Origin of the sequence: Reyranella sp. (assembly GCF_030651995.1) — a bacterium.
GTDB lineage: Bacteria > Pseudomonadota > Alphaproteobacteria > Reyranellales > Reyranellaceae > Reyranella.
On the sequence record NZ_JAUSBN010000087.1, the window covers coordinates 24,290 to 50,418 of the forward strand.

General features: G+C 66.7%; 26 protein-coding genes. 3 read left to right on the forward strand and 23 right to left on the reverse strand.

All coding sequences use genetic code 11. From position 1 onward, the window contains the following. Positions 1–36 precede the first annotated feature (36 nt). Positions 37–1,731 (forward strand): hypothetical protein, encoded by a 1,695-nt coding sequence (locus Q7V45_RS26205; RefSeq protein ID WP_304857374.1) that lies wholly within the window; start codon positions 37–39, stop codon positions 1,729–1,731. A 4-nt stretch (positions 1,732–1,735) separates the two neighbouring features. Here Q7V45_RS26205 and Q7V45_RS26210 read toward each other — a convergent pair whose 3' ends face one another. The 6 genes from Q7V45_RS26210 to Q7V45_RS26235 all read right to left on the reverse strand — a co-directional run bounded on the left by Q7V45_RS26210 (position 1,736) and on the right by Q7V45_RS26235 (position 8,135). Next, positions 1,736–2,830 carry a malate/lactate/ureidoglycolate dehydrogenase gene (locus tag Q7V45_RS26210; RefSeq protein ID WP_304857376.1) on the reverse strand — a complete coding sequence of 365 codons (1,095 nt, stop codon included), beginning with the start codon at positions 2,828–2,830 and terminating at the stop codon, positions 1,736–1,738. A gap of 1 nt (position 2,831) precedes the next feature. Next, the gene (locus Q7V45_RS26215; protein WP_304857378.1) at positions 2,832–3,596 is read right to left on the reverse strand and encodes an SDR family oxidoreductase; all 765 of its coding nucleotides are present in this window, start codon (positions 3,594–3,596) and stop codon (positions 2,832–2,834) included. 30 nt (positions 3,597–3,626) lie between these two features. Beyond that, the gene (locus tag Q7V45_RS26220) at positions 3,627–4,727 is read right to left on the reverse strand and encodes an ABC transporter ATP-binding protein (protein WP_304857380.1); all 1,101 of its coding nucleotides are present in this window, start codon (positions 4,725–4,727) and stop codon (positions 3,627–3,629) included. A gap of 7 nt (positions 4,728–4,734) precedes the next feature. Beyond that, the gene (locus Q7V45_RS26225; RefSeq protein WP_304857382.1) at positions 4,735–5,643 is read right to left on the reverse strand and encodes a carbohydrate ABC transporter permease; all 909 of its coding nucleotides are present in this window, start codon (positions 5,641–5,643) and stop codon (positions 4,735–4,737) included. Continuing rightward, entirely contained in the window at positions 5,643–6,572 is a 930-nt protein-coding gene (locus Q7V45_RS26230) for a carbohydrate ABC transporter permease (RefSeq protein ID WP_370692662.1), read from the reverse strand. The genes Q7V45_RS26225 and Q7V45_RS26230 overlap by 1 nt, the downstream gene beginning before the upstream one ends. A 222-nt stretch (positions 6,573–6,794) precedes the next feature. Beyond that, positions 6,795–8,135: an ABC transporter substrate-binding protein gene (locus Q7V45_RS26235; RefSeq protein WP_304857384.1), complete on the reverse strand. Its 1,341-nt coding sequence runs from the start codon at positions 8,133–8,135 to the stop codon at positions 6,795–6,797. A 306-nt stretch (positions 8,136–8,441) separates the two neighbouring features. Here Q7V45_RS26235 and Q7V45_RS26240 point away from each other — a divergent pair, with 306 nt between their 5' ends. Then, entirely contained in the window at positions 8,442–9,620 is a 1,179-nt protein-coding gene (locus Q7V45_RS26240; protein ID WP_304857386.1) for an aminotransferase, read from the forward strand. 54 nt (positions 9,621–9,674) lie between these two features. On the opposite strand, the gene Q7V45_RS26245 is transcribed toward Q7V45_RS26240, so the two are convergent. Continuing rightward, positions 9,675–10,493, reverse strand: a complete 819-nt coding sequence (locus tag Q7V45_RS26245; RefSeq protein WP_304857388.1) for a VCBS repeat-containing protein — start codon at positions 10,491–10,493, stop codon at positions 9,675–9,677. A 159-nt stretch (positions 10,494–10,652) separates the two neighbouring features. On the opposite strand from Q7V45_RS26245, the gene Q7V45_RS26250 reads away from it, so the two are divergent. After that, a complete protein-coding gene (locus tag Q7V45_RS26250; RefSeq protein ID WP_304857390.1) occupies positions 10,653–11,525 on the forward strand; it encodes an alpha/beta fold hydrolase in 873 nt (290 codons plus the stop codon). On the opposite strand, the gene thiD is transcribed toward Q7V45_RS26250, so the two are convergent. The 16 genes from thiD to Q7V45_RS26330 all read right to left on the reverse strand — a co-directional run bounded on the left by thiD (position 11,518) and on the right by Q7V45_RS26330 (position 25,931). Next, complete coding sequence (gene thiD, locus Q7V45_RS26255) at positions 11,518–12,309, reverse strand: bifunctional hydroxymethylpyrimidine kinase/phosphomethylpyrimidine kinase (protein WP_304857392.1); 792 nt, start codon at positions 12,307–12,309, stop codon at positions 11,518–11,520. The genes Q7V45_RS26250 and thiD overlap by 8 nt on opposite strands. Beyond that, positions 12,306–13,655 carry a phosphoglucosamine mutase gene (glmM, locus tag Q7V45_RS26260; protein WP_304857394.1) on the reverse strand — a complete coding sequence of 450 codons (1,350 nt, stop codon included), beginning with the start codon at positions 13,653–13,655 and terminating at the stop codon, positions 12,306–12,308. Before glmM ends, thiD begins: the two co-directional genes overlap by 4 nt. A 9-nt stretch (positions 13,656–13,664) precedes the next feature. Next, positions 13,665–14,483, reverse strand: coding sequence for a dihydropteroate synthase (folP, locus tag Q7V45_RS26265; RefSeq protein ID WP_304857396.1), 819 nt, complete (start codon positions 14,481–14,483; stop codon positions 13,665–13,667). Continuing rightward, the gene (gene ftsH / locus Q7V45_RS26270; RefSeq protein ID WP_304857398.1) at positions 14,480–16,417 is read right to left on the reverse strand and encodes an ATP-dependent zinc metalloprotease FtsH; all 1,938 of its coding nucleotides are present in this window, start codon (positions 16,415–16,417) and stop codon (positions 14,480–14,482) included. The genes folP and ftsH overlap by 4 nt, the downstream gene beginning before the upstream one ends. Positions 16,418–16,439: 22 nt before the next feature. Then, complete coding sequence (gene tilS / locus Q7V45_RS26275; RefSeq protein ID WP_304857400.1) at positions 16,440–17,519, reverse strand: tRNA lysidine(34) synthetase TilS; 1,080 nt, start codon at positions 17,517–17,519, stop codon at positions 16,440–16,442. Beyond that, positions 17,516–18,223, reverse strand: a complete 708-nt coding sequence (ybgF, locus tag Q7V45_RS26280) for a tol-pal system protein YbgF (RefSeq protein ID WP_304857402.1) — start codon at positions 18,221–18,223, stop codon at positions 17,516–17,518. The genes tilS and ybgF overlap by 4 nt, the downstream gene beginning before the upstream one ends. 119 nt (positions 18,224–18,342) lie before the next feature. Next, entirely contained in the window at positions 18,343–18,804 is a 462-nt protein-coding gene (gene pal / locus Q7V45_RS26285) for a peptidoglycan-associated lipoprotein Pal (RefSeq protein ID WP_304857404.1), read from the reverse strand. Positions 18,805–18,879: 75 nt separating this feature from the next. Next, on the reverse strand, positions 18,880–20,202 hold the full coding sequence (gene tolB / locus Q7V45_RS26290; RefSeq protein ID WP_304857406.1) for a Tol-Pal system beta propeller repeat protein TolB: 1,323 nt from the start codon (positions 20,200–20,202) through the stop codon (positions 18,880–18,882). A 44-nt stretch (positions 20,203–20,246) separates the two neighbouring features. Next, positions 20,247–21,203 (reverse strand): hypothetical protein, encoded by a 957-nt coding sequence (locus Q7V45_RS26295; protein ID WP_304857409.1) that lies wholly within the window; start codon positions 21,201–21,203, stop codon positions 20,247–20,249. A gap of 22 nt (positions 21,204–21,225) precedes the next feature. Next, positions 21,226–21,777, reverse strand: coding sequence for a protein TolR (tolR, locus tag Q7V45_RS26300; protein ID WP_370692663.1), 552 nt, complete (start codon positions 21,775–21,777; stop codon positions 21,226–21,228). Beyond that, positions 21,777–22,451 carry a protein TolQ gene (gene tolQ, locus Q7V45_RS26305; RefSeq protein ID WP_370692664.1) on the reverse strand — a complete coding sequence of 225 codons (675 nt, stop codon included), beginning with the start codon at positions 22,449–22,451 and terminating at the stop codon, positions 21,777–21,779. Before tolQ ends, tolR begins: the two co-directional genes overlap by 1 nt. Before the next feature lie 77 nt (positions 22,452–22,528). Continuing rightward, the gene (gene ybgC, locus Q7V45_RS26310) at positions 22,529–23,008 is read right to left on the reverse strand and encodes a tol-pal system-associated acyl-CoA thioesterase (RefSeq protein WP_304857412.1); all 480 of its coding nucleotides are present in this window, start codon (positions 23,006–23,008) and stop codon (positions 22,529–22,531) included. Next, a complete protein-coding gene (ruvB, locus tag Q7V45_RS26315) occupies positions 23,005–24,063 on the reverse strand; it encodes a Holliday junction branch migration DNA helicase RuvB (protein ID WP_304857414.1) in 1,059 nt (352 codons plus the stop codon). The genes ybgC and ruvB overlap by 4 nt, the downstream gene beginning before the upstream one ends. After that, a complete protein-coding gene (gene ruvA, locus Q7V45_RS26320) occupies positions 24,060–24,674 on the reverse strand; it encodes a Holliday junction branch migration protein RuvA (RefSeq protein WP_304857416.1) in 615 nt (204 codons plus the stop codon). The genes ruvB and ruvA overlap by 4 nt, the downstream gene beginning before the upstream one ends. Continuing rightward, positions 24,671–25,162 (reverse strand): crossover junction endodeoxyribonuclease RuvC, encoded by a 492-nt coding sequence (ruvC, locus tag Q7V45_RS26325; protein WP_304857418.1) that lies wholly within the window; start codon positions 25,160–25,162, stop codon positions 24,671–24,673. Before ruvC ends, ruvA begins: the two co-directional genes overlap by 4 nt. A 10-nt stretch (positions 25,163–25,172) precedes the next feature. Continuing rightward, a complete protein-coding gene (locus Q7V45_RS26330; protein WP_304857420.1) occupies positions 25,173–25,931 on the reverse strand; it encodes a YebC/PmpR family DNA-binding transcriptional regulator in 759 nt (252 codons plus the stop codon). Positions 25,932–26,129 lie beyond the last annotated feature (198 nt).

A 26,129-nucleotide genomic window follows, 5' to 3' on the forward strand; every position in this document is an offset into this window, starting at 1 on the left:
CCGCAAGCGCCGTGGCCTAAGCCGCCGGCCGTCCCGATGACGCTTCTGGCTCCCTCCGATCCCTTGCGGCACAACCACACGCCGCGCGGCACGCTCGTCGATCTTGCGTTGCTCGTCGTCGGCAGCAGCGCCGCGCTGATCGCCCTCATCCTGTGGTTCGACAATGCACAGGGCGGATTGACGGGCAATGGCGTCTTCAAGAGCCTCGAGCTGAAACCCTGGGTGGTCGATCCGGCGAACGCCCCGCTCTACCCCTCCAACTATCTCTTCTACCCCGTCTACGGCGTCCTCTGCCGCCTGCTCGACCTCCTGGATGTCTTCGCCGGCGATCCGCGACGTCAGCTCACCATCCTGAATGCCGTGAGCGCGAGCCTCTGCACCGGGGTGGCCTATCTGCTCGCCCGTGCGCTGACGGGCGACCGGGTCATCGCCTGGCTGACGGGCGCGTTCCACCTCGCGACCAGCCACGTGATGTTCCTCGCCATCGTGAACGAGGACATCATGCCGAGCTACACGGTGATGTTCGCGGCGATGGCGCTGGGCGCGGTCTGGTTCGCGCGGCCGTCGGCGGCACGGGTCGCCGCGGTCTCGGTATTGTTCTCGATCGGCTGGCTGTTCGAATGGCGGCTGATGTTCCCCACCCTGCCGGCGATGCTGGCCGCGCTCTGGCTGTGCGAGCCGCGCCTTCGCCAACGCCTCGCCTGGATCGCGCTGTTCCTCGCCTGCATGGTCGCCACGGCGACCGTCGTGGCGCTGGCCTGGCGGGACCATGCCGGCGCCGTCGGCCCCTTCGATCTCATCTGGACGGGCAAGGCGGTGCGCTCGGTGTGGGCGGGCTTCACCTGGGCCAAGGTCGGCTATCTGTGGGACGGCATCGTGGCCTACCTGCTGGGAACCGGTGTCACGACCTTCGACAGGCTACCCGGCTGGGACATCTGGCGCTTCGCCACGACCTTCTGGCTGCTGGGCATCGCCGCCGTCGCGGGCTCGGTCCTGCGGCGCGCCGACGATGGCCCGGCACGCGCCCTGCTGGCGGTGTTCGGCGTCACCTTCCTCGCCGGCGAGGTCTTCAACCTCTACTCCCAGCCGCAGGACCCGCAGATGCAGATCAACGTCATGGCCTGGGTGACCCCGGCCTGGGCGCTGGTGCTGCTGGCCGCGCGAGGCCGCTGGCCCACGCGCGGCCTCGCCGCCATGGCCGCCGTCACCGTGGCGCTGTTTGCCTACAATGTCTGGAGCATCGCGCCGCTGCGCGGGCTCGACAGCAAATGGCGCAGCGCCATCGAGCGGCTGGAGCGGCAGGGCGACCCGGCACGCACCGTCTTCCTGCTGCACGATTTCGACTGGACGATGGTCTACGCCTCGCTGCACTGGGGCACGGCGGAGCCCGGCCTCGCCGGGCTGGGGCCGGCGCCGCAGGCGCTGCCGAAGTTCAAATGGATCGGCTTCACCGGCGACGTCCTGCGGCACCCCGACTGGAGCACCGAGCGGCATGTCGAGTCCCTGCGGCGACAGATCGACCGCGCCCTGGAGCTTGGCTACGAAGTGATCGTCGTGCGGCTGTGGAACATTCCCGAGGCGCAGCTGCTGACCGAGACCGGCATGGTCGCCGACGTCGGCCGTCTCGGTGCGCTGCAACGCATGCTGCGCACCGACTTCGTCGCGACGCCGGTGTCGGTCGACCCGGTCGCGGGTTCGCTGTACCGGCTGCAGCGCGCCGCCGGCCGCTGACGACCTACATCGTCGCCTGCTGGATGCGCCGCTCGTCGAGGCCGACCGAGCGCGCCGTCTCCACGATGGCGGCCCAGGTGTCGTCCGGCAGCGGCACGCCGTCGGCGAGGCGCTGGGCGCGGGTGCGCGATTCCTGCTCGCCCGGCACCAGGATCTCGACGCCGGGAGTGGCCGGCCTGGAGCCCTTCACGAACGAGACGTACTTGGCGATGTCCGTCGGGAAGAAGCCCTCGGCGTCGAACACCTTGGGATCGACGTAGAAGGACAGCATGCCGTTGGCGAAGCGGCCGCGCTTGGGATCGGTCGCCCCCGTGCCCGACAGCGACCCGCCCAGGATCTCGCACATGAAGGCGAGGCCGGAGCCCTTGTGGTCGCCGAAGGCGCGGATGGCGCCGGTGCCCTTGCTGTGATCGCGCGGGCCCGTGGGCGTGTAGTCGCCATAGAGGAGATGCGGATCGGCGCTCGGCTTGCCGTCGGGGCCGATCAGCGCTCCCTCGGGCAGCTTCTTGCCGCCCTGGCTCGTCACCAAGACCTTGCCCTCGGCCACGATCGAGGTGGCGAAGTCGAGGACCAGCGGATCCTCACCGGGCCGCGGGACTCCGACGCAATAGGGCGCCGTCGAGAAACGCCGCTCGACGCCACCATAGGGCGCCACCAGGACGCTGCCCGACGCATTCACCAAATGCACTGACACTAGGCCCGCTTCGGCCGCCATCTCGGCCCAGTCGCCGACCCGGCCGACATGACCTGCATTGCGCAGCGTCACGGCCGAAAGGCCGTTCTTCAGGCACTTGTCGATGCCGATCTGCACGGCCTGCGGCGTCACGGTCTGGCCGAAACCGTACTTGCCGTCGACGACGGCGATCACCGGCGTATCAACCAGCACGTCGACGGTCACATCGGCGACGACCGTGCCGCTCTTCTTCTGCGAAGCGTAGCGCGGCACGCGGACGACGCCGTGGCTGTCATGGCCCGACAGGTTGGCGCTCACGAGGTAGCGGCCGATGCGACCGCCCTCCTCGTTCGAGCATCCCGCGGCGGCAAAGATGTCCGCGACGAAGGATTCCAGCTCCTTCGCCTTGATCGTCACGCTGCCCATGTCAGGACTTGCCGCGCTGCAGGCTCGCGACGTAGCCGCGGTTCCAGGTCGGGTTGATCATCACCTCGTTGATGACGATGTGCGGCGGCAGGCAGGCGATGTAGCGGATCAGGTCGCCGACATCCTCCGACTGCGCCATGCGCTTGCGCTCGGCCGGGGTGATCGGAATCGGCCGCTTGTCGAGGATCGGCGTCGCCACCTCGCCCGGGCAGACCACGCAGGAGCGGATGCCGTTGACACACTCTTCCATATTGATCGTGTGGCTCATCGCCACGACACCGTGCTTGGCCGCCGAATAGGCCGGGCCCGACAGCAGGCTCGGCACCTTGCCGGCGACCGACGACGTATGGATCAGCACGCCGCCCTTGTTCTTGCGCATCAGCGGCAGCACCGCCGAGGTGCAGTAGAAGGCGCTCGACAGGTTGCCGTGCACGACCTCGTCGACACCCTTCGGCGTCAGCTGCTTCCAGCTCCGCTTCTGGATGTTGAGGCCGGCATTGTTGACCAGGATGTCGATGCGCCGGTGCTTCTTGGCGATCGCCGCGACCGTCTTCTCGACCGCGGAGGCCTTCATCAGGTCCGCCGGCTTCACCTCGGCCTTGCCACCCGCCTCGGCGATCATCGCCGCGGTCTCCTCGAGCGGCGCCCGGCGCCGGCCGGTCAGCACCACGGTCGCACCATCCTTGGCCAGCGCCACCGCTGCCGCCTGGCCAATACCCGAGCCAGCACCAGTCACCCAGGCGACCTTGCCCGTCAACGAACCCATGACAATCTCCTCAACGCCGGTAAGCGGCGATTAAAGCACCTTGCCGGTGCTGTCGTCGATCAGGTGCATGTTGCTGAGGTCGGCCCTCAGCTTCATGGAACGTTCGGCCTCGGCTCCCGCGTTGGGATTGACGCGGCCGCAGATCTCCCGGCCGTTCACCGTGAAGTAGACCAGCGTTTCCATGCCCATCGGCTCGACGACGTCGATCAGCATGTCGAAGTCGTGCTGGTTGGACTCGGTATGCGGCTTGGTCTCGGTGATGTGCTCGGGCCGCAGGCCCAGCATCAGGCTGGGCTTGCCGACATGGGCCGTATAGCGGGCCGTGCGGTCGGCTGGCACCGGAAACGACAGGGTGTCGTTCAGGCGCACGCGCAGGGCGCCGGCCGCCTGCTCGAGCTGGCAGGAGATGAAATTCATCGCCGGAGAGCCGATGAAGCCCGCGACGAACTTGGTCGCCGGGGAGTGATAGAGATCGTTCGGCGAGCCGACCTGCTCGATCAGGCCGCCGTTCATCACCACCACGCGGTCGGCCAGGGTCATCGCCTCGACCTGGTCGTGGGTCACATAGACCGTCGTCGTGCGGACCTTCTGGTGCACCTTCTTGATCTCGGTGCGCATCTGCACGCGCAGCTTGGCGTCGAGATTGGACAGGGGTTCGTCGAACAGGAACACCTTGGGATCGCGCACGATGGCGCGCCCCATGGCGACGCGCTGGCGCTGGCCGCCGGAGAGCTGCTTGGGCTTGCGATCCAGCAGCTCGGTGATGTCGAGGATCTGCGCCGCCTGCTTGACCCGCTGATCGATCACGTCCTTCGGCGTCTTCTTGAGCTTCAGGCCGAACGACATGTTCTCGTAGACGTTCATGTGCGGATAGAGCGCGTAGTTCTGGAACACCATGGCGATGTCGCGGTCCTTGGGCGGCACGTCGTTGACGACGTGGCCGCCGATCGCGATGTCGCCGTCGCTGATCTCTTCCAGTCCCGCGATCATGCGGAGCGTGGTGCTCTTGCCGCAGCCCGACGGGCCGACCAGGACGATGAATTCCTTGTCGTTGATGTCGAGGTCGATGCCACGGACGGCGAGGACTTCGTCGTACTTCTTGACGACTTTACGCAACGTTACCTGAGCCATGTGTCGACTATCCCTTTGTCGCGCCCGCGGTCAGACCCGCAATGTAGTAATCCATGAGGAAGGCGTAGATGATGAGGGGCGGCGCCGCGCCGAGCAGCGCGCCCGTCATGATCTGCCCCCAGTTGAAGACGTCGCCCTTGATCAGCGTCGTGATGATGCCCACCGGCAGCACCAGTTCGCTGGTCGAGGTGGTAAAGGCCAGCGGGTAGAGGAACTGCGCCCAGGCCACGGTGAAGGTGAAGATCGTCGCCGCGATGATCCCCGGCAGGGCCACCGGGATGAAGATCTTGGTCAGGGTCTGCATCCAGGTCGCGCCGTCGATCAGCGCCGCCTCGTCCAGCTCCTTCGGGATCGACGCGAAGTAGCCGATCATGATCCAGGTGGCGAACGGCACCGTCAGCGTCGGGTAGAGGATGATCATCGTCCACCAGTGATTCATCAGCTGGACGCCGAAGACCTCGTTCACCCAGGCGAACATCTTGAACAGCGGGATGAACAGCAGGGTTTCCGGGATCAGGTAGGTGAGGAACACCCCGGTCGCCAGCGTGGCAGATCCCCAGAACTTCATGCGGGCGAGCGCGAAGGCGGCGATCACGCTGATCATCATGGTGATGATGACGACGCAGATCGACACGATCGCGGAGTTCCGGAAGAACACCAGGAACTGGTTCTGCGACAGCAGATCGATGTAGTTCTGCAGCGTCGGATTGCTGATGAACCAAGGGTTCTTCGCGGCCGAAATCTCCGCGCTGGTCTTCAGCGAGGTGATCAGCATGTAGATCGGCGGCATCAGGAAGAAGATGGCGAACAGCACGAGGAAGAAGTAGGACCAGCGCAGCGCCCAGGTCCGGTCGCGGCTCATGCTGCCGTAGTTGGGACGGGTCGACGCTCCGGTTGCGACTGCAGTGTTGGCCATCAGACTTCACTCCCCCGCTTGGTGATGTCGCGCAGGATGAAGGTCGCGGCGACGGCCAAGATCGGCACCATGAACAGCGACACGGCGGCGCCGAGCGGAATGTCTCCGCCCTCGATGCCGACGCGGAACGCCCAGGTCCCGAAGATGTGGGTGCTGTTGAGCGGACCGCCCGCCGTCAGCACGCGCACGATGTCGAAGTTTGCGAAGGTCACGATCAGCGAGAACAGCGCCGTGATCGCGATGATGTTGCGCATCATCGGCAGGGTCACGTACCAGATGCGCTGCCACCAGGTGGCGCCGTCGATCGAGGCCGCCTCGTAGAGCTGCTCGGGCACGGACTTCAGCGCCGCGAGGTACATGATCATGAAGAACGGCGAGCCGATCCACACATTGACCAGGATGACCGAGAAGCGCGCCCAGCCGGCCTCGCCAGTCCAGGGAATGCCTTCGATGCCGAAAATCGCCAAGAGCCAGTTGAGGGCGCTGTAGGAGGGATCGAACAGCCACAGCCAGGCGAGCGTGCTCATGGCCGGCGGAATGACCCATGGCACCAGCAGCATGCCGCGCCACTTGCGCTGGCCCTTCGCGGGAATGTTGTGGACGAAGTGGGCGACCACGAAACCGATGATCGCCTTGAATATCACCGCCGTGATGGCGAAAAGGCAGGACTGGTAGACGACCAGCCAGAACGTGTCGCGGCCGAACAGGAACTCGAAGTTTCCAAAACCGACGAAGCGGGTCATGCCCTTGTTGAGCGTCGCGAGATAGACCGCGTAACCCGCCGGATAGGCGACCAGGATCGTGATCAGGAGGATCAGCGGCAACGCCATCAGGAAGGCGATGGTCGACTTGCGCTGCATGAGCTTGTGCAGGCCGCTGCGCTGCTGTGTCGGATGCCCGGCCGGATTTCGGGCTGCGATGTCTGCCATCGGGTACTCCAGACCCCCTCGGGCCATGCGGGAAACGCCAGGTGAAACAGGCTACAAGAACAATCTGGACCGCACTTCCGGGACGGGAGCGGCGGGCTGTCCCACCCATGGCAGGACCGCCCGCGCACCCTTCCCGAACCGATCCTGCGGACCGATTCCGGGGCCGATACCGGAACCGCCCGCCGATCCCCCCCGTTCGAGGGACCTGCGGGCGGCTTCGCGTTAGTTGCGGCTGAAGCCCTCGAGTTCCTTGGCCGCCCAGTCGAGCGTCTTGTCCATGGCCTCGCCCTTGGCGTAGCGCACGACCATCTGGGTCTGGATCGCCTGGGTGTAGATCTGCTCCGCGATCTTGTGCGGCGCGGGCGCCGCGGCGATCGAGAGCGTCTGGTGGTTGTGCGGGTTCGGGTAGTGGTAGAGCGTGCCCTTGGGCGGCGACTCTTCCGCCCACACCTTGAAGGTGGTGAGCTTCTCGAACGATGGTATGTCGTACCCCTGCGACGCGTTGGTCATCTTCTCGGCGGAGCTGGCCTGCGAGAGATGGGTGATCAGGCTCTTGGCCGCAGACTGGTTCTTGCTGAAGTTCCAGACGCCCCAGAAGAACGGCAGGAACGGCGCGTAGCGGCCCTTCGGCCCGACCGGGAAGCCGTGCGTCCAGAGCTGCTCGGCGATCTGCGGCGCATCGCGCTTGGCGACCGCCCAGGCGCTGGGCGGGTTCATGATCAGCGTGCCCTGGCCCGACACCAGGAACTTGTTGTTCGAGGCGTCGTCCCACGACGGCACGTCAGGCGGCAGGAACTGCATCAGCTTCTTGTAGTAGTCGAGCACCTGGCGGACCTGGTCGTTCTTCACGACGATGTCGCCCTTGGCGTTCACGAGCTGGGCGCCGAAGGCGTGGAACAGCGCGCCGGCGCTGTCGACGCTGTCCGACGTCTGGCCGAGGCCGATGCCGAACGGGTTGCCACCCTTCTGGCAGGCTTCCGCCGCCTTGACGAAGTTGTCGAGGTTCCAGGCATCCGCCTTGGGTGCCTGTCCAGCCGGGTACATCGCCTGGATGTCGATTCCTGCATGCTTCTTCAGGAGATCGATGCGCGAGCAGGGACCCTTGATCTGGCTGCCCGCCGTGGCCGGCACGGCGAGCCACTTGCCGTTCAGCTTGCCGAGGTATTCGACGGTATCGTTGACCTTGCCGTTCTCCTTGATGAGCGGCTCCATGACGTCGTTCATCGGAACGAGCTGGTCGGCGTAGCGCGCGGGGAGCCAGGTCGAGAAGGCGAGCACGTCGTGACCCGACTTGGCCTGCGATTCGGCGGCGGTGGTGAGCAGCAGCTTGTTGCCCTGCGAGGTGATGAAGTCCATCGAGACTTCGACCTTGTTCTTCTCGGCCCACTCCTTCACGAGAGCCTCGGTCGCCTTGTTGGCGCCCGGTACCCAGTGATCCCAGAAACCGACCGAAAGCTTGCCGGCGGCGTTCGCGCTACGAACGAACGGCGCCGCCACGAGCGCCGCGGAAGCCGCAGCGGTGCCGGCGACGAATCGACGACGATTGACCTTCATCGAGACCATGTTTCCTCCTCAGAGCCGATTTCGACCGGCAGATTTATCCCAGCCCACGCTGACGCTTGGGGCGCTGGCTCTCAGACGGAGCCTTGACGCGATGCTATGCACAAGATGGCGGGCAAGCAATGCATTTTGACATGGGGTCCCGATTCGAGCGGAATTTGACAGGCTGCAGCGAGACTTGGATGCTCCGCCGCCCGGAGCGGTAAAGGGACCTGCAATTCATGCGAGAATGTTCTTTTGATTGCGTCCTGATCGAGCTCCATCGCCGGACCTCCCGGTACCAGAATTGAAAGAAGCGTCCGCCTCCTCATGAATACCGTTCCGACCGCCAATCCCTGGCTCGCCGCCGTTGCCCCCTCGCCCATCGGCGAGACCAAGCGCTGGGTGCTGGGACGCAGCTTCCCAGCCGACCGGCCGCTGATCGACCTCAGCCAGGCCGTGCCGGGCTATCCGCCGGCCCTCGAGCTGCGCCAGCATCTGGGCGAGCTGCTGCTCGATCCCACGATGCACGGCTACACACCGATCCTCGGCCTGCCGGTTCTGCGCGAGACCTATGCGGGCCATCTCTCCGATTTCTATGGCGCAACGATCGCGCCCTCCGAAGTCGGCATCACGTCAGGATGCAACCAGGCCTTCTGCCTCGCCCTGATGAGCATCGCCAAGGCGGGCGACCAGGTGATCCTGCCGCGGCCCCACTACTTCAATCACGACATGTGGATGCGCATGCAGGGCGTCGAGCCGGTGTCGCTCGACTTCCGGCCGGGCTCCGGCGCGGTGCCCAACGCCGAGGATGCAGAGAAGCTGATCGGTCCGCGGACACGCGCGATCGTCCTGATCTCGCCCAACAATCCAACGGGTGCCGTCTATCCGCCGGAAACCATCCAAGCCTTCTACGAGCTCGCGAAGAAGCACGGGATCGCCCTGCTGCTCGACGAGACCTACAAGGATTTCCTGCCCGAAGGCGAGCGTCCGCACGATCTCTTCAGCCGACCCGACTGGCGCGGCACGCTGGTGCACCTCTACAGCTTCTCGAAGGTGTTCGCTCTGACCGGCTACCGGGTCGGCGCCGTCACCGCGGGCGCCGCGCTGATGGCCGAGATCGAGAAGGCAATGGACTGCGTCTCCATCTGTCCGCCGCGGCTCGGGCAGGAGGCCGCGCTCTACGGTCTGCGCAAGCTGCTGCCCTGGGCGCGGAACAATACCGCCGGCCTCAAGGCGCGGGCCGACCTGCTGGGCCAGGGACTAGAACGCTCCAACCGCTGGCGCCTCGTCAGCATCGGCGCCTATTTCGCCTATGTGGAGCATCCTTTCGCCGGCACACCCTCCACCGAGGTCTCGAAGCGCATAGCCGACGAGGAGAACCTGCTCACCATCCCCGGCGACATGTTCGGCGCGGGTCAGGAACGCTTCATCCGACTGGCCTTCGCCAACGTGACCGACGACAAGATCCCGACGGTGCTGGAGCGGCTGGAACGGTTCGGGGTTTAGCCAGGGCGCTGCGCGTCCTGGCTTCCGCGGGACCTTGTCCAACGTCTTGCCCCTCTACCGCAGCCCGACAAGCCCCGCTCTGCCACCAGCTGGCCCGACGTCGACAACGGGCACGCCCGACACGTGCCTCAGCTTGAAGTCGGACAGTGCTGTCGCTTCAAGTGGCTTGCGGCCAAGCTCGCGGGCGCCACCCTTGAAAGACAGGAAGCGCAGGTACTTCCGGTCTTTCGTCGGCACCGCCAGATCGGCGACACCGTCGCCATCGAAGTCCGCGACCGCTGAAAGTCCGAGCTGCGGCGATCCGATCACATGATTGGATGTGTCCGGCATGCTCGCGATCTCGGCCAGCCGACCCGAGCGCAGAGTCCAGATCCGCAGCAAACCGAGCACATGTGGCATCTGCACGTACGCTATGTCCGCCATTCCATCGCCATCGAAATCGGCGATTCCCGCCGGGTTCAACCACGTATTGGGCGAGCCCGTCGGTGGCGTCTCGGCGACAATCGACAGTGCTTCGCCTCGAACGGCGATGACCGCAAGAGCGGCGCCGCGACTGAGGTAGGAGCGAACGAGCACAATTTCATCGATCCCGTCGCCATCGAGATCGGCAAGGCGGGGCTGCCGATCCTCGAACACCGAATCGTCTGGCAGCGTCAGTCGCAGAAGTTTGCCGTCGCGCAGACGCACCATCAGGCTGGCCGCTTCATACGGGGAGCCGAGCACGAAGTGCCGATACCGCGTGGTCGCGTCTGCCAGCCACGCCTCGGCAATCGTACCAGCGCCGCGAGCAACACGCAGATCCGCTATGGCGCCGGGATAGTCCGCGGCACGACCTTCTGGCGCGGGCGCAAGCGCGGCGACGACGATGGCCATGGCGATGGCCCGCCGGCCGACTGAATGCAGCCATCTCGAGCACATCATCGACTTTCCAAAGCGTCGGTCAGGTTGGCACCTGACGGGGACAATGCTTTTCCATGACTGCGATGCTAGCCTATCCGGCGCCGCCATCAATGATGCAAAGAGGAACGCGCCATGCCCCACGCCACCACGTCCGACGGGGTGAAGCTCCATTACGAGGAAGCGGGCAGCGGCACGCCGATCCTGTTCGTCCATGAATATTGCGGCGACTGGCGCGCTTGGGAGCCGCAGATGCGTTTCTTCGCGCGGCGCCATCGCTGCATCACCTACTCCTTCCGCGGCTACCCGGGCTCCGACGTCCCCGCGTCCGGCGACCTGTACGGCCAGCAGTTCGCCGTCGACGACGCCCGGCACATGCTCGACCACCTCGGGATCGCGAAGGCGCATATCGTCGGCCTGTCGCAAGGCGCCTTCGCGACGGCGCATTTCGGACGCTGTTATACCGATCGCGCCCTCTCCCTCACCCTGGCAGGCGTCGGTTCCGGCGCCGGTCGCGAGGGACACGAGCAGTTCAAGAAGGACGCCGTCACGACGGCCGGCCTCATCCGCAAGCACGGCATGGCGAGGTACGCGGAGAGCCTGACGACCAACCCCACCCGCTCGCGCTTCAAGACCAAGGATCCGCGCGGCTTCGCCGAATTCACGAGGCACCTTTCCGAGCATCCCGACGTCGGCGCCGCCAACACCATGGAGAACTACCAGGGCAAGCGGCCGTCGCTCTACGACTTCGAGGAAGAGTGGAAGAAGCTCGACCTGCCGACGCTGATCATCTGCGGCGATGAGGACGATCCCTGCCTGCAGCCCAGCCTCTACCTGAAGCGCGTGCTGCCCAATGCCGGGTTGGCGATGTTCGCCAAGACGGGACATACGGTGAACCTCGAGGAGCCCGATGCCTTCAACCGCGAGCTCCTGAACTTCATCATCCTGTCGGAAGCCGGCAAGTGGACGAGCCGACTGCCGGTCGCCGAGGGCGCCGGCCTTATCTGACCGTCACGGCGTGATTGAGCGGGCCATGACCGCGTCCGTAGCCGGGCGCGGTCTCGATGGCCTTGCGGACATAGTCGCGCGCCCGAGCCACCGCGTCGCGCAACGTCATCTTCTGGGCGAGCCCCGCCGCAATGGCCGACGCGAGCGTGCAGCCGGTGCCGTGGGTGCTGCGGCTCACGATACGGGCATCCTCGAAACGGTCGAACCTCCCGTCCTGGAACAGCAGGTCGACGACGCGGTCGCCCTCGAGATGGCCGCCCTTCATCAGCACCGCGCCGGCGCCCAGCGCCGCCAGCCGCTCGGCAGCGCGCTTCATGTCGGCCTCGATCCTCACCGGAAATCCCACCAGAACTTCCGCCTCCGGAAGGTTGGGCGTGATGAGCGCCGCCATCGGCAGCAGCCTGTCGCGCAGCGCCGCCTCCGCCTCCGTCAGCAACAGACGGTGCCCGCCTTTGGCGACCATCACCGGATCGACCACCAGCGGCACGCCCGCCGCATGCTTCTCGATTCCGGCGGCCACGACCTCTATCACGGCGGCGCTGTGCAGCATGCCGGTCTTCACGGCGTCGGCGCCGATGTCGCTCAGCACGACTTCGATCTGCTGGGCGATGAAGGCCGGTTCGACGCCGACCACCCCATGCACCCCCTCGGTGTTCTGGGCGGTCAGCGCCGTGATGGCGGTGGCGGCAAATCCGTTCATCGCCGTGACCGCCTTGATGTCGGCCTGGATGCCCGCGCCGCCCCCCGAATCCGAGCCCGCGATGATCAGCACGCGGCCCTTCATGCCGCCTGCCGGGGAATCGCCTCGATGATCTGATCGACGACGCTGTGCACGAGGTCGCAGTTGTCGCCCTCGGCCATGACACGGATCAGCGGTTCGGTGCCCGACTTTCGCACGAGAATGCGCCCGCTCTTGCCGAGCCTGGCCTCGGCGGAGGCGATCGCCTTGACCAGGGACGCGGCGTGCAGGGCCTGATTGGCGTCGGCAACGCGCACGTTCTTCAGCAGCTGCGGCACGGGCTCGAAAGCGCGGAAAAGCTCGCTCGCCGGCCGGCCGGTGCGAATCAGGACAGACAGCGCCTGCAGCGCCGCCATCAGGCCGTCGCCGGTGGTGGCGTGGTCGGTCATGATGATGTGACCGGACTGCTCGCCGCCCAGATTGTAACCGTCGGCCCGCATGCGCTCGAGAACGTAGCGGTCGCCGACCTGCGTGCGGACCAGCTTCAACCGCCGCGCGTCGAGATAGCGCTCCAGGCCGAGATTGGACATGACAGTCGCCACCACGCCGCCGCCCGACAGCAGGCCGCTCTGCGTCCACTGGTCGGCGATGGTCGCCATGAGCTGGTCGCCGTCGATGACCGCGCCCGTCTCGTCGACGATGATGACGCGGTCGGCGTCGCCGTCCAGTCCGATGCCGATATGGGCATGGTGCGCGACGACCTGCTCCTGCAGCACGCCGGGATGCGTCGAGCCGCAATTGCCGTTGATGTTGAAGCCGTCCGGAGCGACGCCGACGCGAATGACCTCGGCGCCGAGTTCGGTCAGCACCGTCGGCGCCACCTTGTAGGCAGCCCCATTGGCGCAATCGATGACGACCTTGAGATCGCTGAGATCCAGCCCGCGCGGCGCCGATGCCTTGACCGCCTCGATATACCGGCCCTGCCCGTCATCCAGCCGCTGCGCGCGGCCGATCGCGGCGGCATCGGCGAGAACGAGATCCGACGGCGCCATCACCAGCGCCTGGATCTCGGTCTCGACCGTATCGGAGAGTTTGAAGCCGTCCGGACCGAACAGCTTGATCCCGTTGTCCTCGTAGGGATTGTGCGAGGCGGAGATCATCACCCCGACATCGGCGCGCATCGACCGGGTGAGGAAGCCGACCGCGGGCGTCGGAATCGGCCCCAGCAGGAACACGTCGACGCCCACCGAGAGAAAGCCGGCGGTCAGCGCCTGCTCCAGCATGTAGCCCGACAGGCGCGTATCCTTGCCGATGACGGCGCGGTTGCGATGGGCCCCGCGGTGAAACACCTGTCCCGCGGCCATGCCGATCCGCATCGCGATTTCGGCGGTCATCGGGGCGCTGTTCGCACGCCCGCGAACGCCATCTGTACCAAAAAGTGAACGAGCCATGACCGTGATTTACCGCATCGCCTCGAAGACCGCGAGAGCCTGCCGCGTGGCGACGACGTTGTGGACGCGTACGATCGAGGCCCCGCGCCGCACGGCCTCCACCGCCAGCCAGACCGATGCCGGATCGCGATCGGCGGGCCTTTCGACGCCCGTCAGCCGGCCGATGAAGCTCTTGCGCGAGCAGCCGATCAAAACCGGGTAGCCCGCCTCCGCCAGACGCGATGTCCCCGCGATCAGCGCCAGTTCCTCCTCGACCTTCTTGCCGAAACCGAGACCGGGATCGAGGGCGATGCTGTGTCGTTCGACGCCGGCCGCCTGGCTGGCAGCGGCGCGATCGAGCAGGAACCGCCGGACATCCTCGACGACGTCCGCATAGGCCGGACCGGCATAGCGCTCCTCCGGCCTGCCCCGCCGGTGCATCAGGACGACCGCCGCCTTGCGCCGAGCCACCAGGGGCAGCATGGCCGGGTCGTCGCGCAGCGCCGACACGTCGTTCACGATGCGCGCGCCCGCCGCCAGTCCCGCCCCGGCGACCAGGGCGCGACGTGTGTCGAGGGAGACGACGGCGCCATGCCGAACCAGGCCTTCCACGACGGGGAGAACCCGCCGGCATTCCTCCTCGGGGGAGACGGCCGCCGACCCGGGGCGCGTAGACTCACCGCCGACATCCAGGATGTCGGCCCCTTCCGCCACGAAGCGCAGGCCATCGTCGATGGCCCGCGCCGGGTCGAGGCGTTCACCGCCGTCGGAAAAGGAGTCGGGCGTCACGTTCACGATCGCCATCACGAGAGGGCGATCGAGCGCGAGGCCCGCGAAGCTTCGCGTCAAACGCCCGGCTGAGGCTCGGGACTGGCGCCCGGCGCGGGGCCGGTGGTGGTCGGAACCGAGGCGCGGCGACGGCGATCGGACGTGCCGGCGCCACCGGTGTCGTCGCGCACGACTTTCTCGCCGCGCAGGACAGTGCCGATCTCGTCGTTGCTCAGCGTCTCATACTCGAGCAGCGCCCTGGCGACCGTATGCAGATCCTCGAGGCGCTCGGTCAGGATCGTCCGGGCACGTCCTTCGGCCTCCTCGATCAGGCGGCGGACCTCCTGGTCGATCAGTTGCGCGGTCGCCTCGGAGACGTTCTGCGTCTGTGTGACGGCGTGGCCCAGGAAGACCTCCTGCTCGTTCGCCTGGTAGCGCACGCGGCCGAGCTTCTCCGACATGCCGTAGGCGGTGATCATGCCGCGCGCCGTCTGGGTGGCGACCTGGATATCGCTGGCGGCGCCCGTGGTCACGTTATCCGGTCCGAACACCAGTTCCTCGGCCAGCCGGCCGCCGAACATGATGGCCAGACGCGACTCAAGATACTGCTTGGTGTGGCTCAGGTGATCGCGCTCGGGCAGCTGCATGGTGACGCCCAGCGCGCGACCGCGCGGAATGATCGTCACCTTGTGCAGCGGATCGCTCTTGGGGACATGCATGGCGACCAGCGCGTGGCCCGCCTCATGATAGGCCGTGAGCGTCTTCTCCTCGTCGGTCATGGCCATCGAGCGACGCTCGGTGCCCATCAGTACCTTGTCCTTGGCGTATTCGAAGTCGCCCATCGTGACCAGACGCTTGCCGACGCGAGCAGCGCGCAGGGCGGCCTCGTTCACGAGGTTGGCGAGATCGGCGCCGGAGAAACCCGGCGTGCCACGAGCCAGCACGCGCGGATCGACGTCGGGCGCCAGCGGCACCTTGCGCATGTGGACCTTGAGGATCTTCTCGCGGCCGCCGACGTCGGGGTTCGGCACCATGACCTGGCGGTCGAAGCGGCCCGGACGCAGCAGCGCGGGATCGAGCACGTCGGGACGGTTGGTCGCGGCGATCAGGATGACGCCCTCGTTGGCCTCGAAGCCGTCCATCTCGACCAGCAACTGGTTCAGCGTCTGCTCGCGCTCGTCGTTGCCGCCGCCCAGGCCAGCGCCACGATGGCGGCCGACCGCATCAATTTCGTCGATGAACACGATGCAGGGCGCGTTCTTCTTGGCCTGCTCGAACATGTCGCGCACGCGGCTGGCGCCGACGCCCACGAACATCTCGACGAAGTCGGAGCCCGAAATGGTGAAGAACGGCACGTTGGCTTCGCCGGCGATGGCGCGCGCCAGCAGGGTCTTGCCGGTACCCGGAGGACCGACCAGCAAGCAGCCCTTGGGAATCTTGCCGCCCAAACGCTGGAACTTCTGCGGGTCCTTCAGGAAGTCGACGATCTCCTCGAGTTCGCCCTTGGCCTCGTCGATGCCCGCGACGTCGTCGAAGGTGACACGGCCATGTTTCTCGGTCAGCAGGCGCGCCTTCGACTTGCCGAAGCCCATGGCGCGACCGGTGCCGCTCTGCATCTGGCGCAGGAAGAAGATGTAGACGCCGACCAGCACGAGGACGGGCAGCCAGCTCACGAAGATGCTGCCGAGGTTCATGCCCTCTTCCGCCGGTCCCGCGTCGACGCGGTCGACGTTCTTGATGAGCATCGGCATCAGCTGGTCATCGGGCGGCGTGCTCGGCGCGTAGGTCGAGAACTTCTGCACGCCATTGCGCGGCTCGCGGAAGGTGCCGTTGATCGTATTGCCCTGGATGCGGACATCCTGGATCTGCCGCTGCTCAACGGCGCGAACGAACTCGGAGTAGGAGATGGTGTTGCCGGGGGTCCGCGTCGCCCCGCCTTGGAAGACGCTGTAGAGCAGCGCGAGCAGCAGGACGATGACAATCCAGAGGGCAGCGTTGCGATTGAACGGGTTCACTGAGGGCTTCCGTTAAAGAGGGCTACGACCAAACATGGGTTGCGGCCGCGGGGTCGCAAGCGAAAAATGCAGCGGGAATCAACGGCTGCCTCCCTTTCCTGCCATTTTCAGGTCGGACAATCCACTCAAGCTGCCGCGAGCCGACAGCCTGACGCAGGGCGAACTGGCATCCCGACAGGGTGAAATCCTCTCCCCGGCCGGATTTCCCGCGGTTCGGCACTGCGGACATCCGGACCAAGGCCCGGTCGAGCCGATCCCGCCGGGGCGGATGGTGGCCGCCTCCCAGAGCCTGCACGACACGGCTCACCAGCCGGGTGCGAGTATCGGGCGGCAGCCGCCCGAGGGACACACGGTCGATCGCCACACTGCCGTCCTCCCGCGACTGGAGAAGCGCGGCCCCCGCCCGGGCGGCCCGCACCTCCCGGTCGGCGCGCACACGGTCTGCATCGGGCTGCCCCGCTTCGATCGCGCCCGCGAGGCGCAGGCGAGCACGCTCGAAGCGCGGATCGATATTGGAAGGATCGTCGATCCAGGCGATACCGCGCAACACGAGCGTCGCCGACAGGCGTGCCCTCGGCACGGGGAGCAGCGGCCGCAGGAGGCGAACCTCCGGCCACTCGACCAGGGCCGCCATGCCGGCCAGCCCGTCCGGACCGCTGGCGCGCGCCGCGCGCATCGCAATCGTCTCGGCCTGGTCATCGGCATGGTGGGCCACCAGAAGGTGGAGAATGCCGCGCTCGCGGCAGACATCGCGCAGCAGCCGGTAACGGGCCACGCGCGCCGCTTCCTGGAGGCCGGCCTGCGGCTTGGGCCCTGCCCAGCGCAACACGAGGCTTTCGATACCGCGGCCTTGCAGCAGGTTCGCCGTCTCCGAGGCTTCCCGCGCCGCCTCCGGTCGAAGGCCGTGATCGACGATCAGCGCCAGAACCCGGCCGCCGCGCCCGGTCGACCATTCGTGTGCCAGCAGGCTGAGGCTGAGAGAGTCGCGGCCGCCGGATACGGCGACAGCCAGCTCGGGACGTGCCTCGAAAGGTCCCAACGGCGCCATCAGGCGCGCGAACGCCGCTCCGTCCACGGGACGCGGTTCGGCGGGATCGCTCACCCGCACCCGTTCTTCTGCCGCTCCTGTTCGATACGGCGCTTCTGCAGGTCGGTCGCCCGCGGATAGTCCTGGCTGAAGCGCGCGAACACCGCGCAGGCATCGGGCTTGCGGCCCAGCACGGACATCGTGATGCCGAGCTTCAGGAGATTGTCGGGCCCCTTCGGGCTCGTCTTGTAGACCTTGTAGCCCTCGGCAAAAGCCGTGAGGGCGCTGTTGTAGTCGCGACGCGCGTAATAGGTCTCGCCCAGCCAATATTGCGCGTTGCCGGCCAGCCTGTTCTGAGGGTTGCGCTGAATGAAGGTCTTGAAGCCCCGTTCTGCGGCGGCGTAGTCGCCTTCCTGCAGCTTTTTGATGGCCTCGTCGTAGAGCTGGTCGGCATTGGCCGCACCTGCCGCGGGCGTCGGCGCAGGTGCTGCAGCCTGCGCGGCCGGACGCGGCGCGGCGCCACCGGGGCGCCCCGCTCCGCCCTTCTCGAGCTGCTCGATGCGGTACTCGTAGTCCGCCTGCATCTTCTCCATCTGCTGCTGCAGCTTCGCGTTGCGATTCTGCAGCTGCTCGATCTGGCCGGTCAGATTGGTGAGCGACTGCTGGAGCTGATTGAACCGGTCTTCGATGTAGACCGCGTCTCCCCCGCGCTGCGCCGCGGCCGCCGTGGGCAAGGCGAGGGCAACGAGGAGGGCGAGCCGGGACAGGAGGATCTTCATGGGCAACGCTTTGTTCACATCAAACGCGGCCATTTTCAGGCATGACCGTCCTGCCTCCAAATGAAAACGCCGGTCGCATGACGACCGGCGTTTCCTGCACTCGCCTCGTTTGAGGCGGTCTACTCCAGGGCCGTTACGGCGCGGCGGTTACGCGCCCAGGCCGCTTCGTCGGAGCCGACCGGATCGGGACGCTCCTTGCCGTAGCTGACGGTCTTGAGGCGCGACGCAGGAATGCCCTGAGCGATCAGGTACTGGCGCGCGGCGTTGGCGCGGCGTTCGCCCAGCGCCAGATTGTACTCGCGCGTGCCACGCTCGTCGCAGTGGCCTTCGATGGTGATCTGATAGTTGCCGTACTTCTTCAGCCACTCGGCCTGACGATTCAGGGTCTGGCGGCCGTCCTCGCGCACGTTGGAGGAATCGGTGTCGAAGAAGACGCGGTCGCCGACGTTCTGCCGGAAGTCACCGACCGATCCGGGCGTCACGGTTGTGGTTGCGGCAGAGGCCGTCTGCGTCTCGTTATTGCTGCAGGCTGCGATGAGGAACATCGCCGCAAGGGCCGACAAAGCCTTGATCATGCTCATATTTCGATCCACTCCCTGACGGAATCGACCCGGGCGAGGGGTACGCGCGGGTCGACAAATTGATCATATATTTCGCTACTGCGGAATCAAGGGCGACCAGGCCGGATCCGACGCATCCGTCGGCGTCGGCACCTGCCGCTCGAAGCGGCCAGTGATATCGATCTGGTGCAGTGAGGCCGAACCGACGCGACCGCCCGAGCTGGGCTGCTGGCGGAAGAACATCAGCACGCGTCCGTTGGGCGCCCAGGTCGGACCTTCGACGAGGAAGCCGCTCGCCAGCATGCGTTCGCCGCTGCCGTCCGAGCGCATCACGCCGATACCGAAGCCGCCCGATCCGATCTTGGTGAAGGCGATGAAGTCGCCACGCGGCGACCAGACCGGGGTTGCGTAGCGTCCGTCACCGAAGCTGATGCGCCGCTCCCCGCCTCCGCCGGCACTCATCACGTAGAGCTGCTGGGCGCCGCCGCGGTCCGAGTTGAACACGATCTGCGATCCGTCGGCCGAGAAGCACGGCGAGGTGTCGATGGCCGGCGAGTTGGTCAGGCGGCGGAGCTGCCGGCCGCGCACGTCCATCTCGTAGATGTTGGTGCGGCCGTTCTCCGCGATGCTCATGACGACCTTGGTGCCGTCCGGCGAGAAGCGCGGCGCGAAGCTCATGCCCGGGAAGTTGCCGAGCAGCTCGCGGCGGCCGCTGTCGACGTTCTGCAGATACACCCGCGGCGGCCCGTTGTTCTCGCCATAGGCCATGTAGACGATCTCCTGCAGCGTCGGCGAGAAGCGCGGCGTGAGAGCGATGGTCTTGCCGTCGGTCAGGTAACGGTTGTTCGCGCCGTCCTGGTCCATGACGGCGATGCGCTTGGTCCGGTTGTTGCCCGGGCCGGTCTCGGAGACGTAGGCAACGCGGGTGTCGAAATAGCCCTCCTCGCCGGTCACGCGCTTGTAGATCGCGTCGGAGATGATGTGGGCGAGGCGCCGCCAGTTGCTCGGCTGGCTGGTGAAGGACAGGCCGGTGGCCTGCTGGCTCGTGACGACATCCCACAGCCGGAAGTCGACCTTGATGCTACCGCCGACCGAGGTGACCTGGCCGACGACGAGGCCGGCCGCGCCGACGCTGCGCCAGTCCTGGAATCGCGGCGGCGAGGTCGCGTCGACGTCCTTCTGGATGTAGGCGCTGGAAGGAATGACCCGGAACAGGCCGCAATTCTGCAGATTGTTGCGGATCACGCCCGCCATCTGGGCGCCCACCGCGTCACCCTTGAAGTCGACGATGGCGATCGGCACCGGCTCGAAGCTCGGCCGGGTCATGTCGATTGTGAGTTGGGCGCGTGCCGTGCCTGCAACGCCGATCGTGGCGAGGGCTGCACCGCCCAGCAGGGTCGTCCGTCGGGGAAGCATCATGTCGGACCTCTTCATCTCAAGGCTTCTATTAGGGTGGAGGGGTCTTAGTAGTCACGTGGATCGAAATTGAAGGTGATGGTTCGCCAGCTCGTGAACTTTTCTGGCGAAAGCGGCCAGGGCTGGCAACGCGGATTCATGATGGCGCGATGCGCGGCGTCGGCTGCGGCGCGGAAGACCGGATCGCTGTTGTAGCGCCCGGTATCGCGCAGCTCGGCCTTCACCGGCGTGCCGTTCTGGTTCATCTCGACGGTCAGCGTGATGATCATCGCCTGGTCACGCGAGCCACCCTGCGTGTTCCAGCACGGCCGGATCTTCTGGCGCACGCCCTCGATCTCGCTCGCCGTGACGACGGCGGCCAGGTTCGGCGCGGCCGGCGCCTGGCGCGTCACCTGCTGCACGGGCTTGGGGCTCTGCTCCGGCGTCTGGATTTTCTGCTGCGACTGCTTGTTCTTCAGGATGTCGTCGATCATCGAATCGACACTCTGCTTGGGCGGCGCAGGCTTCGGCGGCGGCGGCTTCGGCGGCTCGGGCTTCTTGGCCTCGGGCGTGGGCTTGGGAGGCTCCGGCGGCTTCTCGACCTTTGGCTTCTCCGGCTCCTTGGGCTTCATCGCCACCAGATCCTCGACCGGTTTGGCAGCCTCCGTCTTGGGCTTCTCCTCCGGCTTGGGCGGCGCCGGCGGCTTGGGCGGCTCGACGACCTCGGGCGGCTTCGGCGTGGGCGGCGACGGCGGCGGCTCGGCCGACTTCACCGGCGGCGCCTTGGTCGTCTCCTGGGCGATCGGCGCATCCTTGGGCTGCGGCGGCAGGTTGGCCACGGTCGGCGCGCCCGCCTTCTTGTCGATCGCCTCGAACTCGACCATCACCGGCTCGGGTTCCATCGGCGGCGGCTTGCCGAAGAAGTCGAGATTGAGCACCGCCGCCCCCAGCACGAAGACGTGCACCATCGCCGACACGACGGCCGGTGTGCGCATCTCGATGCTGGCGGGGTGAAGGCGAGCCATCGTCCTCTTCGTGTCCGTTGTTTCAGCGCCGGGGCGTTGGCGCCGTGGGTTGCTGCTGAGGTTGCGGAGCGGGGGGAGCGGTCTGGCCGGGCGTGGCCGGCGTGACGGTACCGCCGCCCCGTCCCAAGGCTTGCGCCTGTTCGCCCAGCAGGCCGAGCTGGCGGAAGCCGCTGTCGATCACGACGCCCATGACCTCCATCATTTTCCCGTAGTCGACGCTCTTGTCGCCCCGCATGAAGACACGCTGGTCGGGCTTCTCCTCGTGCACCGCCTTCAGCTTCGCGCCGAGTTCCGCGATGTCGTACTTGGTTTCGCCGAGGAACACCTCACCCTGCGAGTTCACCGACACCACCATCGGTTCGTCCTTGCCACCGACCTGCTGGGCGCTGGTCTTCGGCAGGTCGACCGGCACGCCGACCTGGAGCAGCGGCGCCGTCACCATGAAGATGATCAGCAACACCAGCATGACGTCGACCAGCGGCGTCACGTTGATGTCGGCGATCGGCGTGTAGCTCCGCCGCTTGAACTTGCTGCCCGACGAGTTGGCGCCGGGTGCCGGAATGACGCCCGACATCAGACCTGTTCCTCGAGCTGACGCGACAGGATGGTGATGAACTCACCGGCGAACGCCTCGAGCTGCTGGGCGTAGCGCGAGACCTGGCCCGACAGGATGTTGTAGGCAGCCGCCGCGGGAATGGCCGCGACCAGACCGATCGCGGTGGCGAACAGCGCCTCGGAGATGCCGGGCGCCACGACCGCCAGCGAGGTGTTCTTCGACTGCGCGATATGGCTGAAGCTGTTCATGATGCCCCAGACGGTGCCGAACAGGCCGACGAAGGTGGCATTGGCGCCGACCGTGGCCAGAAAGCCCAGCCGCTTCTCGATCGCCTCCATTTCGCGCTGGATGGTAACGCCCATCACCTGCTCGATGCGCTGGCGGAGTGCCGCGCGTGCCGTGGCGCTGGAGGCAAGGCCCTTGGAGACCGACCGGCGCCATTCGCGCATCGCCGCCGAGAAAATGCTCGACATCGGATCGTCGGGCTTGGCACCGACCCGGTCGTAGAGGTCTTCCAGCGACACGCCGGACCAGAAAGTGTCCTCGAAGGTCTGGGCGCTGCGCTTCAGGGAGCGAAGTCGGAGAACCTTCTCGAATATGATCGCCCACGACCAGAACGAGGCCAGCAGGAGCAGGATCATGATGGCCTTGACCACCCAGTCGGCCTGCATGAACAGGCCGTATACGGACATGTCAATTGTCCCCGTGCCGCCGCCGAGGGGGGCTCCGGCGACCTGCGCAAACGCGTCCATTTATGTTCTCCGTTGGTTCAAGAGGGTTGTATCCGAATATGGCGTGAGCGGGGCGATCCGCTCACGGCTACCTGGGCCAGGGCAGTCCGCACGAGCGGCGGCAATCGGACAGGCCGACCGCCTTCGCCCATGCAGGCGACGACGAGTTCGGCTCGAACCAGGATCTCTTCATTGCGGCGCGCATACTGAATCATGTCGAGCGACGCGCCGCGCAACTCGCCGCAGCGGGTGACGATCTCGATCGTATCGTCCAGCCGCGCAGGCTTGAGGTAGTCGATGGCACAGCGGCGCACCACCCAGTTGATGCCGCGCTCTTCGCGCAGCGCCGTGTGCTGCTGTCCCAGCAGCCGCAGCAGTTCCGTCCGCCCCCGTTCGAGGAAGCGCAACCAGTTTGCGTAGTAGACGATGCCCGCGGCATCGGTGTCCTCATAGTAGACGCGCAGCGGCAATACGTGGCTGCCGTCGTGGAGGCGGCCCGAGGTCGGCGCCGCGTTCACGCATCCTCCGGCGGGTCGCCCGCAGCCAGAAGGTCGAGCTGCTGCTTCTGCCCTTTGGGCATCGACAGTCCGATATGCCGATATCCGCCCTCGGACAGCACGCGGCCGCGCGGTGTGCGCATCAACAGGCCGAGCTGCATGAGATAGGGCTCGATCACGTCCTCGATGACGTCGCGCTGTTCCGCCAGCGCCGCCGCAAGCGTCTCCGCACCCACCGGCCCGCCGCCGTAATTCTCGGCGATGCAGGCGAGGTAGCGGCGATCCATGGCGTCGAGCCCTCGCCCGTCGACTTCCAGCCGCGTCAGCGCCGCATCGGCCACCCGGGCATCGACGCCGGCGTCTCCGGCGACGGCCGCGAAGTCGCGGACCCTGCGCAGCAGTCGATTGGCGACACGCGGCGTCCCGCGTGACCTTTTGGCGATCTCCGCACTGCCATCGGGTGCGATCGTCATCTTGAGGACGCGGGCGGCCCGCTGCACGATCGTCTCGAGTTCGGCCGGCGTGTAGAACACCATGCGCAGCGGGATGCCGAAGCGCTCCCGCAACGGCCGGGTCATGAGGCCGGATCGCGTCGTGGCGCCGACCAGGGTGAACGGCGGCAGCTCGATGCGCACGGAGCGCGCGGCAGGCCCCTCGCCGATCATCAGGTCGAGCTGGAAGTCCTCCATCGCGGGATAGAGGACCTCCTCGATTGCAGGATTGAGACGGTGGATCTCGTCGATGAACAGTACATCGTGCGGCTGTAGATTAGTGAGCTGCGCCGCGAGGTCGCCGGCCTTCTGGATCACCGGTCCAGAGGTCGCGCGAAAACCCACGCCCATCTCGCGCGCGACGATCTGCGCCATCGTCGTCTTGCCGAGGCCCGGAGGTCCATGCAGCAGGACGTGATCCAGCGCCTCGCCACGCCCCTTGGCGGCGGCGATGAAGATCTTGAGGTTCTCGCGGACCTGCTTCTGGCCGATGAAGTCGTCGAGCGTCTGCGGGCGCAGCGCGAGTTCGGCAGCGTCTTCCTCGGAGCGCTTGCCCGTCACCAGGCGTTCGGGCGCGGTGGTCATCGCGCTAGCTCCTGCAGGCCGGCACGGATCACGGCATCAAGCGGGGCTTCGGCGCCGAGCCGTTGGGTGACGCGGGCAACGGCGCCGAAGGCCTCGACGCGCTTGTAACCGAGATTGACCAGGGCGGAGACCGCATCTTCGTTAATCGATCCGGGCGTGCTCGCCGACGCACCCGGCCCGCCTGCCGTTGCAGGCGCGGGGGCTATGCCGAATGCGGCCGCCTTGTCCTTCAATTCGGTCACGAGACGCGCGGCGAGTTTCGGCCCGACGCCGGGCGGACGGCTCAGGGTCGCGCGATCCTGCGCCGCGATCGCGCGGGCGATCTCGTCGGGCGACAGGGTCGACAGGATCGACAGCGCCACGCGGGCACCGACCCCCTGCACGGTCGTCAGGATGCGGAACCAGTCGCGCTCCCGGGTCTCCAGGAAGCCGTAGAGTGCAATCGCATCCTCGCGGACGATGGTCTCGACCAGCATGGTTGCCGCTCCCCCGACGGAGAGGTCGCGCAAGGTGCGGGCCGAGGCCGAGACGAGATAGCCGACGCCCCCGACGTCGATGACGGCGCTGTCGGTGTCGACCGAGTCGACGAGGCCCTTGAGCTTGGCGATCACAGCGCGGCCTCGATGCGTCGCGCGGTGGCGCGGTGATGGGCGTGGCAGATCGCGACCGCCAGCGCATCGGCGGCGTCCTGCTTGGCATCGACGCCCGGCAGCAGCCGTCCGACCATCATGGCGATCTGGTTCTTGTCGGCGTGGCCCGACCCGACAACCGACTTCTTCACCAGGTTCGTCGAATACTCGAAAACCGGCAGGCCAGCGCGGGCCGGCGCCAGCATGACGACGCCACGCGCCTGACCGAGCTTCAGGGTGGAACCCGGATTGACGTTCACGAAGGTCTCCTCGACCGCGGCCTCGATCGGCCGCTGCGCTTCGATGACGCCGGCGACGCCCTCGAACAGTTCCCTCAGCCGCTCGGCGAGCGTGCCCGCCGTCGCGACCTTGACGACTCCATGCGCCACATGGCGCAGCCGGTTGCCCTCGACCTCGATCACGCCCCAGCCGGTCAACCGCAGGCCGGGATCGAGGCCGATCAGTCTCATGCTGCCCGGCTCAGGCCGCGAACTTCGCCAGGGCGTCGTCCGACACCTCGAAGTTGGCGTAGACGTTCTGGACGTCGTCGTTGTCTTCCAGGGCCGCGATGAGATCGAGCAGCGTCTGCACGGTCTCTCCCTCGACCGGCGTGCCGGTCTTGGGACGCCAGGTCAGCTTGGCGACGCTGGGCTGGCCCAGCGACTTTTCGAGCGCCTCGCGGACCAGGTTGAAACTGTCTTGCGCGCAATAGATCTCGTGAACCGCCCCCTCGCCGTCGCCGCTCACCACGTCATCGGCGCCGGCTTCGATCGCCTTTTCCAGCACCTCGTCGGCACTGCCGACGGACAGCGGGAAGCGGAACTCGCCCAAGCGGTCGAACATGAACGACACGCTGTTGGATTCGCCCAGGTTGCCGCCGTGCTTGGAGAAGCTCGACCTGACCTCGCCCGCCGTGCGGTTGCGGTTGTTGGTCAGGGCCTCGACGATCACGGCCACGCCGGCCGGGCCGTAGCCCTCGTAGCGCACCTCGTCGTAGTTCGCGTCCGCATCGGGCCCCGAGCCGCGCTTGATCGCGCGATCGATCGTGTCGCGGGTCATGTTGGCGTCGCGCGCGGCGATCACGGCCGCCCGCAGCCGCGGATTAGACGCCGGATCTGCCGCACCCAACCGGGCTGCCGTCGTGATCTCGCGGATCAACTTCGTGAAGATCTTCGCCCGCACGGCGTCCTGACGCCCTTTGCGGTGCATGATGTTCTTGAACTGGGAATGCCCCGCCATCGCCAACAACCAGATTAGGTAACAGGAAGAGGCGCCTATACCACTTCTCGTGGGTTTTGGCAGGCTGGAGACGCCCGAACCGGCCGTTGGGGCAAAAAAAGGCGGGGGCCGAAGCCCCCGCTAAATAACGTCGGAACCTTGATTCCGACGCCCCCTCTAACCTTGAAGACAGTACGCCAATCCGGCGAAAAACCTTTT